This window comes from Morganella psychrotolerans, from assembly GCF_965118875.1.
In the GTDB taxonomy this organism is placed as follows: domain Bacteria; phylum Pseudomonadota; class Gammaproteobacteria; order Enterobacterales; family Enterobacteriaceae; genus Morganella; species Morganella psychrotolerans_C.
Map to the genome: position 1 here is coordinate 154,751 of NZ_CBCPJD010000002.1, position 17,534 is coordinate 172,284.

General features: G+C 47.1%; 13 protein-coding genes. 8 read left to right on the forward strand and 5 right to left on the reverse strand.

The features are described from left to right. Positions 1-773 precede the first annotated feature (773 nt). The 4 genes from rarD (at position 774) to ACMHKJ_RS04225 (ending at position 5,461) form a co-directional block, all read left to right on the forward strand. Positions 774-1,682: an EamA family transporter RarD gene (gene rarD / locus ACMHKJ_RS04210; protein ID WP_413492250.1), complete on the forward strand. Its 909-nt coding sequence runs from the start codon at positions 774-776 to the stop codon at positions 1,680-1,682. Positions 1,683-1,785: 103 nt separating this feature from the next. Next, complete coding sequence (gene purT, locus ACMHKJ_RS04215) at positions 1,786-2,964, forward strand: formate-dependent phosphoribosylglycinamide formyltransferase (RefSeq protein ID WP_413492251.1); 1,179 nt, start codon at positions 1,786-1,788, stop codon at positions 2,962-2,964. Positions 2,965-3,357: 393 nt separating this feature from the next. Continuing rightward, a complete protein-coding gene (locus ACMHKJ_RS04220) occupies positions 3,358-4,947 on the forward strand; it encodes a phosphoethanolamine transferase (protein WP_413492252.1) in 1,590 nt (529 codons plus the stop codon). Positions 4,948-4,951: 4 nt separating this feature from the next. Next, complete coding sequence (locus tag ACMHKJ_RS04225) at positions 4,952-5,461, forward strand: WG repeat-containing protein (RefSeq protein ID WP_413492253.1); 510 nt, start codon at positions 4,952-4,954, stop codon at positions 5,459-5,461. 21 nt (positions 5,462-5,482) lie between these two features. Here ACMHKJ_RS04225 and ACMHKJ_RS04230 read toward each other — a convergent pair whose 3' ends face one another. Next, positions 5,483-5,995 (reverse strand): DUF3592 domain-containing protein, encoded by a 513-nt coding sequence (locus ACMHKJ_RS04230; protein WP_413492254.1) that lies wholly within the window; start codon positions 5,993-5,995, stop codon positions 5,483-5,485. A gap of 333 nt (positions 5,996-6,328) precedes the next feature. Between ACMHKJ_RS04230 and ACMHKJ_RS04235 the strand changes: the two genes are divergently transcribed. Together ACMHKJ_RS04235 and yjiA are read left to right on the forward strand one after the other, a co-directional pair. Beyond that, positions 6,329-8,479 (forward strand): carbon starvation CstA family protein, encoded by a 2,151-nt coding sequence (locus ACMHKJ_RS04235; protein WP_413492256.1) that lies wholly within the window; start codon positions 6,329-6,331, stop codon positions 8,477-8,479. A 155-nt stretch (positions 8,480-8,634) separates the two neighbouring features. Next, positions 8,635-9,594 carry a GTPase gene (yjiA, locus tag ACMHKJ_RS04240; protein WP_413492455.1) on the forward strand — a complete coding sequence of 320 codons (960 nt, stop codon included), beginning with the start codon at positions 8,635-8,637 and terminating at the stop codon, positions 9,592-9,594. Positions 9,595-9,686: 92 nt separating this feature from the next. Here yjiA and ACMHKJ_RS04245 read toward each other — a convergent pair whose 3' ends face one another. The 4 genes from ACMHKJ_RS04245 to ACMHKJ_RS04260 form a co-directional block, all read right to left on the reverse strand. After that, positions 9,687-10,994 carry an L-cysteine desulfidase family protein gene (locus ACMHKJ_RS04245; RefSeq protein WP_413492257.1) on the reverse strand — a complete coding sequence of 436 codons (1,308 nt, stop codon included), beginning with the start codon at positions 10,992-10,994 and terminating at the stop codon, positions 9,687-9,689. Positions 10,995-11,460: 466 nt separating this feature from the next. Continuing rightward, positions 11,461-12,831 carry a C4-dicarboxylate transporter DcuC gene (dcuC, locus tag ACMHKJ_RS04250; protein ID WP_413492258.1) on the reverse strand — a complete coding sequence of 457 codons (1,371 nt, stop codon included), beginning with the start codon at positions 12,829-12,831 and terminating at the stop codon, positions 11,461-11,463. Positions 12,832-12,833: 2 nt separating this feature from the next. Then, positions 12,834-14,081 carry a peptidase T gene (pepT, locus tag ACMHKJ_RS04255; protein WP_413492259.1) on the reverse strand — a complete coding sequence of 416 codons (1,248 nt, stop codon included), beginning with the start codon at positions 14,079-14,081 and terminating at the stop codon, positions 12,834-12,836. Between the two features lie 408 nt (positions 14,082-14,489). After that, the gene (locus ACMHKJ_RS04260) at positions 14,490-15,836 is read right to left on the reverse strand and encodes an MATE family efflux transporter (protein WP_413492261.1); all 1,347 of its coding nucleotides are present in this window, start codon (positions 15,834-15,836) and stop codon (positions 14,490-14,492) included. 273 nt (positions 15,837-16,109) lie between these two features. Here ACMHKJ_RS04260 and ACMHKJ_RS04265 point away from each other — a divergent pair, with 273 nt between their 5' ends. Then, positions 16,110-17,003, forward strand: a complete 894-nt coding sequence (locus ACMHKJ_RS04265) for a diaminopimelate dehydrogenase (RefSeq protein WP_413492262.1) — start codon at positions 16,110-16,112, stop codon at positions 17,001-17,003. 416 nt (positions 17,004-17,419) lie between these two features. Then, positions 17,420-17,518 (forward strand): tryptophanase leader peptide, encoded by a 99-nt coding sequence (gene tnaC, locus ACMHKJ_RS04270; RefSeq protein WP_413492264.1) that lies wholly within the window; start codon positions 17,420-17,422, stop codon positions 17,516-17,518. Positions 17,519-17,534 lie beyond the last annotated feature (16 nt).

Below are 17,534 nucleotides of genomic sequence, written 5' to 3' on the forward strand. Positions count from 1 at the left end.
AGATCCGTCCGGATACGGTTTATAATATGTTCATTTCTCCACTGGTGGGTTTATCTGTCAATTTGAGAAAAAAAATAAGCCAATCTTACGGAATCACTAAACATAAAACTTTCAATTACGTTTTTTTATGCTGTATGATCTATTTGTATATCATAATTATAATTAATCATACCTATCTTATGATGTTAACGTTAAACTTTTTAATTTAAAAAAAAATAGCCACATTTTTTAAGGACAAAGCTACCGCACGGATGATTTTTAAATCTCCGGAGGGGGGAAGTCTGAGTTGTTACTCTGATTATCATGAAAATGAACATTAAATGATTATTTATCTTTTATCATCAACGTATTAACAGTAATAATGATTTTCAGGGTATAAAAAATCAGGGGATCTATCTAGCTATAACTACGCTAAGTTAACGTTAACATCCAATATTAGGAATAATACCCAAAATTGATTTGTTAATGATACTTATTATGTTAACGTTACCAGTGAAAAAATCAAGTTAAATTGATGTTTTGTAGTTATATGCACGTAATCCTCAGGTTGTTTTTCATGAACATATTTTGAATGTTATGCAGTGAATTATAAATACGTATTTTTCCTGTGGTGCACTGACAAATTTAATTCTTTTTTGTAATAGTAAAAACCACGCCCCGGTAATAATGTCTTCACTTTATCGCAGATATTTAAATTGAGCTGGCTCATGGGATTTCCGGAGCAGAGGGGTATGATAGACGTCAGGATAATAATGAACAGGACTGACTGAATTATGTTTTTACGATCTGGCGCGATGCTGGCGATTTTCTCTTATTTTTTATGGGGAATAACACCGCTGTTTTATCGTCTTTTGCCGGGCGTCCAACCCCTGGAGTTATTATCTCAGCGGGTTATCTGGTCAATTCCGTTATTACTGCTTGTCCGTGTGTTTTTGAAAAACCGTACCCGTTTTAGTGGGGTATGGGCAGATAAGCGATCGTTATTTCTTTGTTTTTTCAGTACCGGTGTCATGGCGGTGTCATGGTGTACTTTCACATATTCGATGACACATGATTTAGTTCTTGAAGCCAGCATGGGCTATTTTATTACGCCGCTGTTTTCTATTGTGCTCGGTGTGGCGTTTTTACATGAACGCCTGAAACCGGCTGAAAAAGTTGCATTGTTATTTGTCTGTGCCGGGGTCGGTTATCAGCTGATTCAATATGGACGTTTGCCCGGGCTGGCGCTGATGATGGGCTCTGCATTTGCATTTTACGGGTTTATCCGTAAATTTATCCGCTATGATCTGACTACATCACTGTTGGTTGAAAGTCTGTGGTTGCTGCCGGTCGCGGTTGTGCTTTATTTCTGGCTGGAAAGCACCGGGCAAAGCACATTTGCCACAGCAGATGATTTTACCCGCCTCTGCTTTATCCTGACCGCGCCGGTGACCTTGTTGCCGCTGCTCTTTTTTACCGCCGCTGTGCGTTCAACCACGCTGACGACCATCGGGCTGGCACAATACCTGGAACCGACTATTCAGTTCCTGCTCGCTGTATTCCTCTTTAATGAACATTTTGATGCGGTAAAAAGCGTGAGTTTCTCACTTATCTGGCTGGGATTATTGTTCTGTATCCTCTCACTTATTCGCCACCACTGGAAAAATACCGCAAAAATTGGCTTGGGTATGAAACCGCGTTAAGTATTCACATTAATTTACTGCCCGGTTAGTTCGCTACCAAAGCAAACGATTGCGTGTATAATGATGCCGCTATTTTCCGGTATTTTCTGAACAGGTGACAGTAATGACAATGTTAGGCACGGCGTTACGTCCGGGAGCAACAAAAGTGATGCTGCTCGGGGCGGGTGAATTAGGTAAAGAGGTGGCAATTGAGTGCCAGCGTCTTGGAATCGAAGTGATTGCTGTTGACCGTTATGATAATGCGCCGGCTATGCATATTGCGCATCGCCGTTATGTTATCAATATGCTGGATGGTGCTGAATTAGAATCCGTCATCCGCAAAGAGCAGCCGGATTACGTCGTACCGGAAATTGAAGCGATTGCGACAGATACTCTGTACCGCCTGGAGCAGGAAGGGCTGAATGTTGTTCCGTGCGCCAATGCCGTGAAGCTGACAATGAACCGGGAAGGTATCCGCCGTCTGGCAGCAGAAGAGCTGGGTTTGCTTACATCGGAATACCGGTTTGTTGATGATGAAGCTGCGTTTGTCCGCGCCGCCGGTGAGATTGGTTTTCCCTGTATTATCAAGCCGGTGATGAGTTCATCGGGTAAAGGACAGAGTGTTATCCGCAGTGAAGCCGGACTGAGCGCGGCCTGGCAGGCGTCCCAGGATGCCGGTCGTGCGGGGAAAGGGCGGGTGATTGTCGAGCGGATGATCCCGTTTGATTATGAAATTACTCTGCTGACAGTCCGCGCCGTTGATGGTGTGCATTTTTGCGCACCTGTCGGGCATCGCCAGGAAAACGGGGATTACCGCGAATCATGGCAGCCGCAGTCGATGTCAGACTCCACACTGGCACGGGCGCAGCAGGTGGCAGAGACGATTGTTAACGGGCTGGGAGGTTATGGTCTGTTCGGCGTGGAACTGTTTGTGCGCGGCGATGATATTATCTTTAATGAAGTTTCACCACGACCGCACGATACCGGGCTTGTGACATTAGTTTCGCAGAATATCTCTGAATTTGCACTGCACGTACGGGCATTTCTGGGACTGCCGTCGGGGGATATTATTCAGTATGCGCCGGCGGCGTCAGCCGTTATTTTACCTTCTCTTACCAGTGATAATGTGTGTTACAGCGGGCTGGAAAATGCACTGCACGGAACGGTTCAGTTGCGTTTATTCGCCAAACCGGCAATTGATGGCTCCCGCCGGATGGGGGTTGCACTGGCAACGGCATCCGATACAGACAAGGCGATATCTGTGGCAAAACAGGCGGCTGCTGCCGTGGTGGTTACCGGTTAATTTTGTTTGCTGATACAGCAGAAACAGCAGAGTGAGTTTTCTGCTGTTTCTGTTTTAACTGACTTTATAATATCCGCCCTGTTTTATTCATTATGCCGGATTTTAATGATTAATTAATTTATGACGGACAATAGTGTCATAGTCTCTCTTCAATATATTCGTCATACTTCAGGATGTCCGGGTGTTGACTACGCTACGCCCGCCGGGTCACATAGTTTATCTATGCTCCCCGGCAGGCGTAGCTTGTCGCCTACATGCATCCCGAATTATGTAGAGTATAAAAAATTAAGGACTGTGATATCGCGCTGACTTTTGAATTGACACATTCTTTGGTTATGGAACAATACCGCGCAATAAATACCAGAATAAATCTCCCATATTGTCTGTCAGGTTATGCATAAAAAAATCCGATTCTCAGCATTTTTGCCTCCGGCATCATTAATTCTTTTTGTCTGTCTTCTGCATATCAGTTTTGGTTATCCGCTAAAGCTGGTGTATGTCTTTAGTGCGCTGGCATTTTTCGCCTTTATTGCATCCGTGAGCCGCAAGGTATATCTGGTTGTGATATTACTCTATGCGCTGACCGGTATATTTTATGCGCCGGTAGGAATTAATTACGGCTTTCCTGATGTGAATTCAGTCGGCTCACTGATTTATACTAACAGCCGTGAGTCTGCCGAATTTTTTATGGGAATATCTCTGCGGATTTACCTGTTTATGGCAGTATTGCCCGGCAGTGCAATAGCGGCAATGCGGTTAAAGGTGAATGTCAGAAAACCTGTGCGCTACTGGTTGTTTGCGCTTTTCTTTATTCCTGCGTTCTGGTCGCCGGTAAAAAATGTAGTTAAAGCGGGCTGGAATTCTGAATTCAGTATTGTGGATTCCGGTCTGCCTGAATTACGTTTCTTTTATGATATTGCCCGGAGTTATAATGAAGTGATGGCGTCCAACAGCCATTTCGCGAAAATAATTCAGACCCCGGATAACTGGAAACCTGTTGCTGTTTCCGGAAAGTATGACACTTATATTCTGGTCATCGGTGAAAGTGTCCGTAAAGACTTTATGCAGGCGTATGGTTTCCCTTATGCGGAAAATACGCCCTGGATGAGCCGGGCAAACGGCACATTATTTACGGATTTCATTTCAGCCGCCGGTGCCACTCAGCCTTCTCTGACTAATGCGTTTACTCTGCATGAAAATACCAGGCGGGATCTGAATAACAGTATAATTACTCTGGCAAAGCGCGCCGGGTTTGAAACGTACTGGCTCTCTAATCAGGGATTGCGCGGCAAATATGATTCTCCGGTTGCCATGATAGGAAAACAGGCGGATCACACTGTCTTTCTGAAAGAAGGGAATGCGGGCGATCGAGATTATTTACCGGATGAAAATCTCCGTCCGGATATCCTGCATCTCCTCGCAGAACCGTCGGATAACCGTAAGCGTCTGATTGTTATTCATCTTATGGGATCACACCCACAGCCTTGTGCGCGGACCAATAATCAGTTTGATAAATTCATTACGTCTGAAAATATCTCCTGCTATGTGCAAAGCATTGCGGATACTGATAAATTTCTGTCAGAGATAGCGCTGGATGCGGGAAAGCATCATGCAAACTGGACGATGATCTATTTTTCCGATCATGGTCTGCGTGTGACAGACAATGGTCTTGATACGATGAACCTGGTGCATTCTGATGAATTTAAACAAAATTATCAGGTACCGTTCTTTCTGACCGCCTATGATGCAACGGAACAAAAAACGGTTCAGTCACGCCGCAGCGGGCTTTCTATGTTGCCGTTCCTGGCTCAGTGGATGGGGATCAGCGAACCGCGCCTGTCTCAGCAGTGTGCCTGGCGTGATGATGTTCCTTGTGAGGATCAATCCGGCTATATTTCGTTTCATAACAAAGTACAATCTTATGATGACTTGCCGGATGATTTACCAACATTGATAACGGACGATAATAAAACTGTGGAGTAACAGAATGATGCGCAGGTTTCTGAGTGTGGTGCTTTTGTCTGCGGTGTCGTTGTCTGCGGCGGCGTATTCTGAGGCTCAGGCGGTGAAAGCCCGGGAATGGGTTAAGGCGAAATCAGCAACCCCGTCAGATGCCGAGGAGTGCTTTAAACCGGATAACCCGTATCAGATCTGTCTCTATCAGGACAAAAAAACCTACGGTTTTCATTTTACAGATATAAATTTGCAGGAGCCTTACGAGCCTTATTATTTTGATAACGGACCTGATTATCCGTCAGAGGGACGTTACCGCGTCAAAATCGGGAATAAAATCGGCTTTGCTGACAGCGCCACCGGAAAATTAGTGATCCCCGCCATTTATGACTGTGCGCATCCGTATAGCGGAGGAATGGCGCAGGTAGGTGTGGGGTGTGACACTGAAGGTGATGGTGAGCACCACTGGTGGGTCAATGGCTACTGGCTGCGCATCGACCCTTACGGACTGATTACCGGGTTTGAATCGCTGCCCCGCCGGTAATGCTTAATTATAAAGTGCCAATTATAATGTGTCGTGACGGCGGCGCATCAGAATACGCAGACGCCAACTGTGCAGAATATAGGTACACAGCAGCACAAAGGCGATAACTCCCCAGACAATCATTTCACCATAGCGGGCGCCGAAGTCCGCGATCTGTGCTTTCACCGGGTTATCTTTTTGATAATAAATGCCGGTCGGGCCGGTTTGGCATTCTGACTGACAGACCAGGCTATCCGGCGAGGTGAATGTCACAATTTTATTATCCGGCGTGACAAATTTAATCAGCGGCCAGCCGACAAGCTGTTGACCGGAGCGGGTATCACGCATTTCTGTCCGTGAATACCCGGTTATCTGCCCGTCGGTGTAAGCTTCATTCTGTTGTGTCTGCCAGGTCTGATAAATCATAAAACTGGCGAGAAAAAGCACGCAAAAGGTCAGAAGGCGGAGAAAGCGCTGTATCAGCATGCCGCGCTGTGTGTGTTTGTCGGTACAGGCCGGGTGGCGCATGTGATGAGAGTCAGATTTTTTGGTCATATCCGTTGGTGTCTTCTGTCGGTTTCAGGTTAGTTGTGTATAAAATAATACTTTTATAAAAAAAATGATAAAAATTACAAAAAAATTTAAAAATCATAACGTTAACCCGATCACAGAATTCAGTGCCTTTGGTACAGTATAAAACCGCCCGGCAGCAAATTGTGACCGCTTAATCCGCTATATTACCGCTTACGGGATAATTCCCGTTTCCTGCCTTGATTTTTCTATCATAAAACACACTTGCAGAAAGTTTCTATTTTCTTTTTTCCGGACCATTTTTCTCCGCACGGAAGCGGAACATTTGCTTATCACAGTCATACTTAAAGGTGTGTTATGAACTCTAATCGCTTATTTAAGCACATTCCCTGGATACTGTTAGGGATAATAGGTGCTTCCTGTCTCGGCGTAGTTGCATTACGCCGCGGCGAGCACGTCAGTGCATTATGGATCATTGCTGCATCGGTATCAGTCTATCTGGTAGCTTACCGCTACTACAGCCTGTATATCGCAACAAAGGTCATGAAACTCGATCCGACCCGGTCAACACCGGCGGTTATTAATAATGATGGTCTGAACTATGTTCCGACTAACCGTAACGTTCTGTTCGGTCACCACTTTGCCGCGATCGCTGGTGCCGGTCCGTTAGTCGGACCGGTACTTGCCGCGCAGATGGGTTATCTGCCGGGTACGCTCTGGCTGCTGGCGGGCGTGGTGCTGGCGGGTGCGGTACAGGACTTTATGGTGCTGTTTATCTCCTCACGCCGCAATGGTGCCTCTCTTGGTGAAATCATTAAAGAAGAGATGGGCACCGTTCCCGGGACTATTGCACTTTTTGGTTGCTTCCTCATCATGATCATCATCCTTGCGGTGTTGGCACTGATTGTGGTCAAAGCACTGGCAGAAAGTCCGTGGGGTGTGTTTACTGTCGTATCCACTGTGCCGATTGCCCTGTTTATGGGGATCTACATGCGGTATATCCGGCCGGGACGCATTGGTGAAATCTCCGTTATGGGTGTGATTTTACTGATCGCCGCTATCTGGTTTGGTGGTGTGATCGCAGCTGACCCTTACTGGGGCCCGGCGCTGACCTTTAAAGATACCACTATCACCTATGCTCTGATTGGCTATGCGTTTGTTTCCGCACTGCTGCCGGTCTGGCTGATTCTGGCACCGCGTGACTATCTGGCAACCTTCCTGAAAATCGGGGTTATCGTCGGCCTGGCTGTGGGTATTGTGATCCTGAACCCGGATCTGAAAATGCCTGCCATGACACAGTTCGTTGACGGTACTGGTCCGGTCTGGAAAGGGGCGCTGTTCCCGTTCCTGTTTATTACCATTGCCTGTGGTGCTGTTTCCGGCTTCCACGCACTGATTGCGTCCGGTACTACGCCGAAACTGCTGGCCTGTGAAACAGACGCCCGCTATATCGGTTACGGCGCAATGCTGATGGAATCCTTCGTGGCGATTATGGCACTGGTTGCCGCATCGATTATCGAACCGGGTCTTTATTTTGCGATGAACACCCCGCCGGCAGCATTAGGTATCACCATGCCTGATCTGCATAATCTGGGGACAGCGGATGCGCCGATGATCATGGCTCAGCTGAAAGATGTTACCGTGCATGCTGCGGCGACTGTCAGCTCCTGGGGCTTTGTGATTACACCGGAAGAAATTTTGCAGACTGCAAAAGATATCGGTGAGCCGTCCGTTCTCAACCGTGCAGGTGGTGCGCCGACACTGGCTGTGGGTATCGCACATGTCTTCCACCAAATCATTCCTGCTGCCAATATGGGCTTCTGGTATCACTTCGGGATCCTGTTTGAAGCGATGTTTATCCTGACGGCTCTGGATGCAGGTACACGCTCCGGCCGCTTTATGTTGCAGGATCTGCTGGGTAACTTTGTTCCGTTCCTGAAAAAAACCGATTCTCTGGTTGCTGGTATCATCGGTACAGCGGGTTGCGTGGGTCTGTGGGGCTATCTGTTATACCAGGGCGTGGTCGATCCTCTGGGTGGTGTTAAGAGCCTGTGGCCGCTGTTCGGTATCTCCAACCAGATGCTCGCCGCTGTCGCGTTAGTCCTTGCCACTGTTGTTCTGATTAAGATGAAGCGTACCAGGTATATCTGGGTGACAACCATCCCTGCGGTGTGGTTACTTATTTGTACAACATGGGCGTTAGGTCTGAAATTATTCAGTGATAATCCGCAACTGGAAGGTTTCTTCTGGCTGGCGAATGAATACAAACGCCGTATCGCAGAAGGGACGGATTTAACCCCTGACCAGATTGCGAACATGCAGCACATCGTGGTGAATAACTACACCAACGCCGGTCTGAGTATCATCTTCCTGGTTGTTGTTTACAGCATCATTTTCTACGGTGTCCGTACCGCTTTGAATGCACGTAAAAACCCGGAACGCACAGACTGTGAAACACCGTATGTGGCAGTGCCGGAAGAAGGGATTAAAACCGTCTCTTCACACTGATAACAGCATGTTTTACAGCCGATGTTTTACTGCTGAGTAATCCCGTCCCCCGTATGATGTGAGTCACATTGTCCGGGGGATGTTTTTTATCTGCGCTATTATTTGTTACTCTGATACTTTCTGTATTCCTGTCTGTCAGTAAGAAGGATCTGATGATGCAACCTATTTCTGTGACTATTCTGACCGGTTTTCTGGGCGCCGGAAAAACTACGCTGCTGCGCCATATTTTGCATGAAGATCACGGGCAAAAAATTGCAGTGATTGAAAATGAATTTGGTGAAGTGCCGATTGATAATGAAATTATCGGCGATCGCGCCACACAAATAAAAACCCTGAGTAATGGGTGTATCTGTTGCAGCCGCTCAGATGAACTGGAAGATGCACTGCTCGACCTGTGTGATAACCTGGATAAAGGCAACATTGATTTTGACCGCCTGGTGATTGAATGCACCGGTATGGCAGATCCGGGTCCGATTACACAGACTTTTTTCTCGAATGAAAAATTGTGCGAGCGTTATGTTCTGGACGGCATTATCACGCTGGTGGATGCAGTTCACGCGCCGCAGCAACTGGATCAGTTTACTATCGCGCAGGCACAGATTGGTTATGCGGATCGCATTCTGCTGACCAAAACAGATATTGCGCCGGATAATGAAGTACTGATCACCCGCTTGCAGCGTATTAATGCCAAAGCTCCGATCCATAAAGTGCTGAACGGTGATATCAAGCCGGAGCTATTGTTTAACGTGGGTGGTTTTATGCTGGATGACAATGTCACTGTCAGTCAGCCGTTGTTCCGTTTTGCCCCTAAACAGCAAAATGATATTCAGTCGCTGGTGATCACCATGGACAAGCCCGTTGAAATCAGTGCGATTTCCCGCGCGATGGAGACATTACTGCTCAGTTATGCAGACAATCTGCTGCGTTACAAAGGGTTATTGTGGATTGAAAATGAGCCGCGCCGCTTATTATTCCAGGGCGTTCAGCGCCTGTACAGTGCGGATTTTGACCGCGAATGGCGGGAAGGTGATACCAAACAGAGCGTGCTGATTTTTATCGGTATGCAACTGCCGGAGCAGGAAATCCGCAATGCATTTGCGACTCTGACGGCCTGACAGCGGGTAAATTCCAATTAAAAAAATGAAAAAACCGGCCGTTACGGCCGGTTAAGGAAAGGGGGCTTCCTCAAAAGCTAAACCCGGAAAAATCAGACTGATTTTGCCTTGTTTGCCATGATTTCTATAATCTGTACATCAGTGTGCTGCATCGAGAGGCTTGCCAGTGCGCATAGGTTGGCGATAGAGCCGTCCACATCGGCACACACAATACCGTCGTTACCACCGACACATTGTCTGTCCATTGCCATCAGTACTGCTTTGTAGGCGGCACTCACGCCACTGGAGACTTTCATGGCACAGCTGTTGGATGCACCATCGCAGATAATCCCGCTGATATCCCCGATCATACTGCTGATTGCCATCGCAACCGGCTCATATTTTCCTTCAAATAACCAGGCAATACCGGCAGCCGCGCCCATTGAGGCGGTTGTTGCCGCGCATAACGCAGAAAGCGGCGGAAACTGGCTGTGAATATAGATAGCCATCAGATGTGACAATGTCAGTGCGCGGATAAGTTGCTCTTCATCTGCCTGTAAATACTCAGCAACGACAACCACCGGCTGTGTGGCGGCAATTCCCTGATTACCGGAGCCTGAGTTGCTCATTGCAGGCAGTTGTGCGCCGCCCATGCGTGCGTCAGAGGCTGATGAGGTGCGGATCATAATGTCGGACAGTAAATCTTTTGCCAGTAGCCCGCGGTTGCGTTGCTTTTCCAGCGTACGCCCGATTTGTAATCCGTATGGGTTTGTCATGCCTTCGCGGGCGAGCGCGTCATTCAGAACGGCAGCCTCACGTATAAAATTGAGCATTGCGACAGGGGCTTGTGTGGCGAAATCATAGATATCCTGCGCACAGGCATCAGAAAACGGATTATCACTGCCGCCCTGATGCGCAACCGCATCATCCTGATAAATGATTTTACCATTGTGACTGATTTCAGTGACATGAGTGTGATCACCGCAAATAATGGCGGTTGCCTGCTCATCGCCGCTGTATACGGTTGCTTCGGAATAGAGTACATGGCTACAGGGCGCTTTGATTTCCACAGACACTGCGCCGGATGCGAGAAACGCTTTTCCTGCCGCAATATCATCCGGTGTCACGCCACACAGAACATTGAGACCGGCATCAGGTTGACCGCCGATAGCCCCGAGAGCTGCGGCAACCGGTAAGCCGGTCATGCCCGTTCCCGGAACCGTTACGCCCAACCCGTTTTTCATCAGGTTAGGTGAAACAAAGCAGCGGATTTGTGTCGGCGCGCCGCTCAGACAGGCCGCGGCTTTCGCTGCTGCCAGTGCCAGAGAAATGGGTTCGGTGCAACCGGTCGCCGGTTTCACTGACTGACGCAGTACCGTAACAAAATTATTCCATTGGGAAGGGGTGTGATGTGTTGCCATTTTTCAGCCTCAGTACGCTAATCCGTTATGCTGCACAGTGTAACGAAAGAGAAGCAGAAAAATCCTTTCAAAGTTCAGGGGTATTTTCAGAATCCGGAGAAAATCTTTCTCCGGATAATAAAAAATAGGGTAAAAAGGGGCAAAGGGAGCAAAAAATCAGACCACCGCCAAAAGACACAAGCCAGCTATTCTAATCATTTGATTTAAAAGAATTAATTAATATGATCTGCCGGCATTTGGTTATGCAAAAAATAAAAAGTGTGATATTCCACCGTGATACCTATCACGAATAGCTGTGGGGTAAGTGGTTTTTTGGAATATATCACTTTATTTTTGTTTTTTTATGAATAATTTCAGTGTTATTAACCAGATAATCTGTTTTTTTTAATAGCGCTGTCCTTAACGGATTACCGGTGGGGTGATTATAAAAATAAGGCGGGACAGCGCCGGGCTGCCCCGCCAATACTCAATAGAAAAGACCGATAATCGTACTGTGAATAACAAACCCGACCATCAGCGGAATAGCTGTGCGTTTAACGACATCAAACGGCTGGAGTTTTGCACCGCTGGACACGGCAATGATGACACCGGAAACCGGAGACATACCACGGCCCATATGAGACGCCTGCTGCATCGGCAGGATCATCGCAATGGCACTTGCTCCCATGCTGTGTGCGATTTGCGGAATAAGCTCAACAAAGGCGAGGAACGGCGCATTACCTGAACCCATAATAATAGCGGCAGCTAATGTGATCAGTGCAAATACCAGCGCCATGGCAAATGGCGGTAAACCGACGGATTCCGCCATCACAATCAGGTGATCAATCGCTCCGCTTACTTTGATACCATGGGCAAATACGCCGGCGGCAACCAGCAGCCCGACAACATTACTGAAGGCATGTCCCATCCCGTTAAGGAAATGCTGGAATCCGTTACAGACCGCTTTGAAATTACGCACCCGCAGTGTTTCAATCACCATACAAATGGCCATCGCGATCAGAACGATTGTCACCACATCAAGATGAATACCTTCAAAAAACAGGTTTGATGTTCCCACCGCCATGATAATCGGCAGCATCGGCAGCAGGGCATAATAACCCGGCGCACCTTTGGTTTTTTCCTTCTCATGAGCAATAACGGATTTGCCGATTTCAGGAATAAATCCCTGTTTCCGGTCACAGTGGCGTTGCCAGAAGATATGGGTGATCCCGACAGCCAGAACCGTGGCGAGAGCAGCAGGCCCCTGATAATAAAGCACATAATCAACGACTGACATATCTACGGCCTTTGCCCCGCGGATTGCATCAATCGCCGTCGGGGTATATGCCACACCCAGTGATGTGGCGATAACCCCGGCGGCAGATGCCGGTGATAATCCCAGCCCGATCATAATGGGGAACATGGTCCCCATCAGCAGAACGGCAAGCCCGGTCGCGGACGGAATAGCAAGTTGCAGGATGCTGGCGAGCAGAAAGGAGAAAAACAGCAGTACATAAGGTGAACGCATGTTTTTCAGCGGTTTAGTGGCAACATTGACCACCGCGTCATTGGCACCGATATGATCCATATAGTGAGCAAAGCCCATCAGCGCCATGATCATCAGACCAAGATCGGCGGCACGGCTGCTGAAGAGATCACGCATCACTTCAAACGGATCAAGCCAGGTTATCCCGGTTGTGGCAAGGTTTTTCGGTAAAATAGAGCCCCAGCCAAAAATTAGCGTGCAGCTCATCAGTGCCAGACCGGCGATAAATAACACCGGCTCGGCTTTGTAACCCTTCAGGATAAAACGGGCAACAAGGATAATGACGACAAGAACGGCCAGAATCGGGAGCATACTCAGACCCCCGGCTTAAAGCGGGAAGCGGTCAGTGTAACGACGTTTTTCAGTACATCGCTTGCGGCATACAGTGATTTCACCGGCAGATATTCATAAATTGAATGGAAGTTATGTGCGCCGGTAAAAATGTTCGGGCACGGCAGGCCATTTTGTGACAGTGCTGCGCCGTCGTAACCACCGCGCATCGGGATCACTTTCGGCTCAATACCACAGGCGCGGTAAGCGGCTTTGGCAATATCCACAGGATAGCCATTTTCACCCTGCAGGCTGTTGAATACATTGGAGTAACGATCAGCAAGTGAAATCGCCACACTGCCTTCACCCCAGAGTGCATCACACTGCTCAGCTAACTGTTTCAGAAAGGCCATCCGGCTCTGATAACCTGTTTCGGTAAAGTCACGCACATCCATTTTCAGTACTGTGCGCGCGCTGTTTCCGGATAGTTGTTTCACCCAGTAATAGCCCTCACGACCTTCGGTATACTCAGGTGCTTCACCGCCCGGCAGCATAGCAATGAACTTATGCGCCATCAGCAGTGAGTTTTTCAGTTTGCCTTTTGCGGACATCGGATGTGCGGACTTTCCGGTGAAAACAATTTCAGCATCACCGGCATTCCAGTTTTCATATACCAGTTCGCCGATACCACAGCAGTCGAGGGTATACGCAAAATCGGCACCGAACTCTTTAACATCAAACACTTTAGCGCCGCGCAGACCTTGTTCTTCATCCGGTACAAAGCCGACTTTTACCGTACCGTGTTTTATCTGAGGATTCTGTTTAAAGTATTGCAGCATATCCATAATGGATGCAATGGCTGCTTTATCATCTGCGCCAAGCAGACTGGTGCCGTCGGTCACAATAATATCGTCGCCCAGATAATCCGCCAGCTCCGGGAATTCACTTTTCCGCAGATAAATACCCAGCTCTTTATTCATGCAGATATCATCACCGGTATACGGCAAAATTTGTGCATGTGTATCATTAGTTTGTTCTGCACTGGTATCGAGGTGCCCGAAAAAGGCGACTGCAGGCACGTCGTAATCCAGATTTGACGGCAGTGTTGCAGTGATGATGGCGGTATCACGCAGTTTAATGTCGGTGAGCCCCAGCGCTTCCAGCTCCTGCACCAGCTGTTTTGCCAGTACACGCTGGCCTTCTGAGGACGGCATAATACCTGCCGCGCCTTTTTCTCTGTCAGTTGTTGTATTAATTTTTGTGTAAGCAATAAAGCGGTCAACGATGTTCATTATTCTTATTCTCCGGCTGCTTAATGTGATGTGTGTTTTTGTTTGCTTCCTTTACTACGTATTTAATCCGGCAATTTTTATGTGCCCCTTATTGTTTAACACATATTTAGTCTATTTTGATATCCGACCTGTTTATTTTCTGACTGTTTTTTACTGAGACAGGTTCTATTCGATACAAGTAAGTATATAATTATACTGAGTTATAATTCTGGAGGCATGTATTTTTCGTAACCGATTGAAATAGTAAAATATTTGATTTTTATCTTCGGTGATGGTTTATTTATTATGAATGTTTATTTTTCGGAATATTTGTTGCGTGATTCCGGGAAGGGAATAATAAACAGAAGTAAAGCGGGGGAATATTCCCCTCTGAATCAGAATAAAACAGAGGGGAAATAACAGAGCGGATCAGCCTTCAAGATCAAGACGTTTTGATTGCCATTTTTTAGAGCGCCAGCGCCAGGTGTTAACCAGACCGCGCAGCCATTCATCACACAGAAAACCCATCCAGATACCGAGAATGCCCATTTCCAGTTTTATCCCCAGCACGTAACCCACCGGCAGGGCAACGCCCCACATAAAGATAAGGGCAGTACAGAGCGGAAAGCGGGCATCGCCTGCGGCACGCAGGGCATTGACCATAATGATATTCAGGGTGCGTCCGGGTTCTAAAAAGACAGAGAGCAGGAACAGCGGCAGCAGCAGTTTGATGACGGATTGATCATCACTCAGCCCGTAAGCAAGGTGATCGCGGAACAGCCAGAACAAAAAGACGATAGGAATGGTGCTGAAAAACCCGGTTTTCAGGCTTTTCATTCCGCGCTGATAGGCATCGTCAAAGCGTTTTGCACCAACGAGGTGCCCGACAATAATCTCATTACCGATGCTGATGGTTATTCCGAACAGCATAATAAATAATGATAACTGGAAGTAGATTGTTTGTGCTGCCAGTGCGGTTTCCCCCATCAGGCCGATAAAGGCGATGGCAACCATGTAATGCAGCATCCAGACCAGGTTTTCACCGGCAGACGGCAGCCCGACATGCAGGATTTGGCGCAGCATATTTTTAGACCAGTGAAACAACATGCGTGGCACAAATTTGATCCGCAGACCATAAAAGAGCAGGGCGCACAGCAGTGCAACTGCTATCAAACGTCCGGCGACAGTTGACCATGCCACACCAACCAGCCCGTATTCGGGCAGACCAAACAAGCCATACAGCACAATACAGTTCCCAATGACGGTCACAACGTTGGCAACGAGAGTGACATACATGGCAGGCTTGGCTTTGCCGTACACGCGCAGACAGGCAGCCAGAATAATGGTAATCGCTTCCGGAATTAAGCAGATCCCCAGAATATGCAGATAATTAAAGGCATCTTCCATCAGATGTGCCGGCGTATTCATTAATTCCAGAATTTTATAGCCGAAAACGATGGTAAACCCGGCGGACACTAATCCGAGCAACAGGTTGAATGCAATGGAAATATGAATCGCCTGGCTGGCTTTATCGCGCCTTCCTGCACCGATGTACTGGGCTATTACCACACTGCATCCGACACTGATAAAGTTAAAAATAGTAATAAACAGGTCAAATGCCTGATTACCGACTGCCATTGCCGCCAGATATTTTGACGAGACGTGGCTGACCATCCAGGTATTAATCAGGAAAGTGGAAAAATGTAATAACAGGTCGATAAAAATCGGCCAACTTAATGAAAAGAGCCCGCGCTCTGTAACATCAGACTGATGCATGACAACCTTCTTGTTGTGAGTGATTTTCTTCCGTGAGGGGATCCGGGGAGCCGGATTTTACCAGGATAATATTGCTAAGAATAGCGAAAGGTAAAAAATAAAACATTTTTTTCATAACTATTTAAGAAATCAGTATTTCCTTTTATAAATAAGTGTGATTTTCTGACGTATACCCAACGTCATTCAGGATGCAGGCAGGCGTCGTTCCGCCAACGAACCTGCAGTCTGAATAAATAAGGGTATATAACCATCAATAATGACAGAGAGAATCCCGTGAAAAAAATACGTGCAGCCGTCGTCGGTTACGGCAATATTGGTCAGTATGCGATTGAGGCTCTGGAAGCCGCTGATGATTTTGAGATAGCCGGTGTTGTCCGCCGCAATCCGTCTGCTTCTGATGCACAGATTGCGTACCCTGTTGTGGCAGATATCCGCGAACTCGGATTGGTAGATGTGGCACTGTTGTGTTCGCCGACCAGGGCTATCCGTGCGGTTGCCGCAGAAATATTGGCACTGGGCATTAATACGGTGGATAGTTTTGATGTACATAGTGAAATTGTATCGCTGAAACAATATCTTGATCCGATTGCCTGTGCGGGAAAGAGCACTGCGATTATTTCCGCCGGATGGGATCCCGGGTCTGACTCGATTGTCCGCACACTGATGCAGGCTATGGCACCGAAAGGGCTGACTTACACTAATTTCGGGCCGGGTATGAGCATGGGGCACAGTGTGGCGGCTAAAGCCATACCGGGTGTGAAAGATGCGCTCTCCATGACCATTCCTATGGGTACCGGGGTTCACCGCCGTATGGTGTATGTTGAGTTATCCGAAGGTTATGATATCGACACCGTCACGACAGCGCTCAAAGCAGACAGCTATTTCTCTTCTGATGAAACTCATGTCCGTCAGGTTGACAGCGTTGATGCACTGAAAGATGTGGGACACGGCGTGTCGATGATCCACAAAGGTGTGTCCGGCAAAACGCATAATCAGTTATTTGAATATACAATGCGCATTAATAACCCGGCATTAACGTCTCAGTTTATGGTGTCTGCTGCGCGTGCTGCATGTCGCCAGCAGCCGGGCGCTTACAGTGTGATTGAAATTCCGCCGGTCAATTTTCTGCCGGGTGATGTGAACCACTGGATCCATAAACTGGTGTAATACAGATTCGTTGTCTGTATCTTTCATGACGCAGGATATATACCGGCGTCACAAAATGAAAATAAAAAAAGTGGTGAAAGCCACTTTTTTATTTTCCCCGAAACAGGTAATTAACTTAACTGTTATATACCAAATGTTATGGTTTCATAATGTTCTCACTGATATAAAAAATTCAATAAGAAGAGCAGTGATTGATGAAACTGCCATGTTCAATGATTCGTCAGAAATACAGGGCTAAATATAGATAAGATAATAACAATGGAAACTTGTTAAATTAGCTAATGTATATTAGTTGCTTCATGAATAATATCATTTATTTAATCATTTCATGTGTTAGTTATGAGATATTCATCATAGACAAAAGAATTATTCAATGTAATTTTGTACATTACTTATCCACTGAGGGGGGCTTGTGTATGAATTTCTTATCTATCCAAAGTCGTCTTACTGATGCCTGTCATACACAGGCGTGGTTTAATATTGATCATCGTATCTCCAATTTCTTCCCGAACTAATTCTCCTTTCGCGTAT

Bases quoted from the DNA above. Each gene is read 5' to 3' on its own strand.
- rarD (WP_413492250.1), top strand. From the start codon at position 774: ATGTTTTTACGATCTGGCGCGATGCTGGCGATTTTCTCTTATTTTTTA.
- purT (WP_413492251.1), top strand. From the start codon at position 1,786: ATGACAATGTTAGGCACGGCGTTACGTCCGGGAGCAACAAAAGTGATG.
- ACMHKJ_RS04220 (WP_413492252.1), top strand. From the start codon at position 3,358: ATGCATAAAAAAATCCGATTCTCAGCATTTTTGCCTCCGGCATCATTA.
- ACMHKJ_RS04225 (WP_413492253.1), top strand. From the start codon at position 4,952: ATGATGCGCAGGTTTCTGAGTGTGGTGCTTTTGTCTGCGGTGTCGTTG.
- ACMHKJ_RS04230 (WP_413492254.1), bottom strand. From the start codon at position 5,995: ATGACCAAAAAATCTGACTCTCATCACATGCGCCACCCGGCCTGTACC.
- ACMHKJ_RS04235 (WP_413492256.1), top strand. From the start codon at position 6,329: ATGAACTCTAATCGCTTATTTAAGCACATTCCCTGGATACTGTTAGGG.
- yjiA (WP_413492455.1), top strand. From the start codon at position 8,635: ATGCAACCTATTTCTGTGACTATTCTGACCGGTTTTCTGGGCGCCGGA.
- ACMHKJ_RS04245 (WP_413492257.1), bottom strand. From the start codon at position 10,994: ATGGCAACACATCACACCCCTTCCCAATGGAATAATTTTGTTACGGTA.
- dcuC (WP_413492258.1), bottom strand. From the start codon at position 12,831: ATGCTCCCGATTCTGGCCGTTCTTGTCGTCATTATCCTTGTTGCCCGT.
- pepT (WP_413492259.1), bottom strand. From the start codon at position 14,081: ATGAACATCGTTGACCGCTTTATTGCTTACACAAAAATTAATACAACA.
- ACMHKJ_RS04260 (WP_413492261.1), bottom strand. From the start codon at position 15,836: ATGCATCAGTCTGATGTTACAGAGCGCGGGCTCTTTTCATTAAGTTGG.
- tnaC (WP_413492264.1), top strand. From the start codon at position 17,420: ATGAATTTCTTATCTATCCAAAGTCGTCTTACTGATGCCTGTCATACA.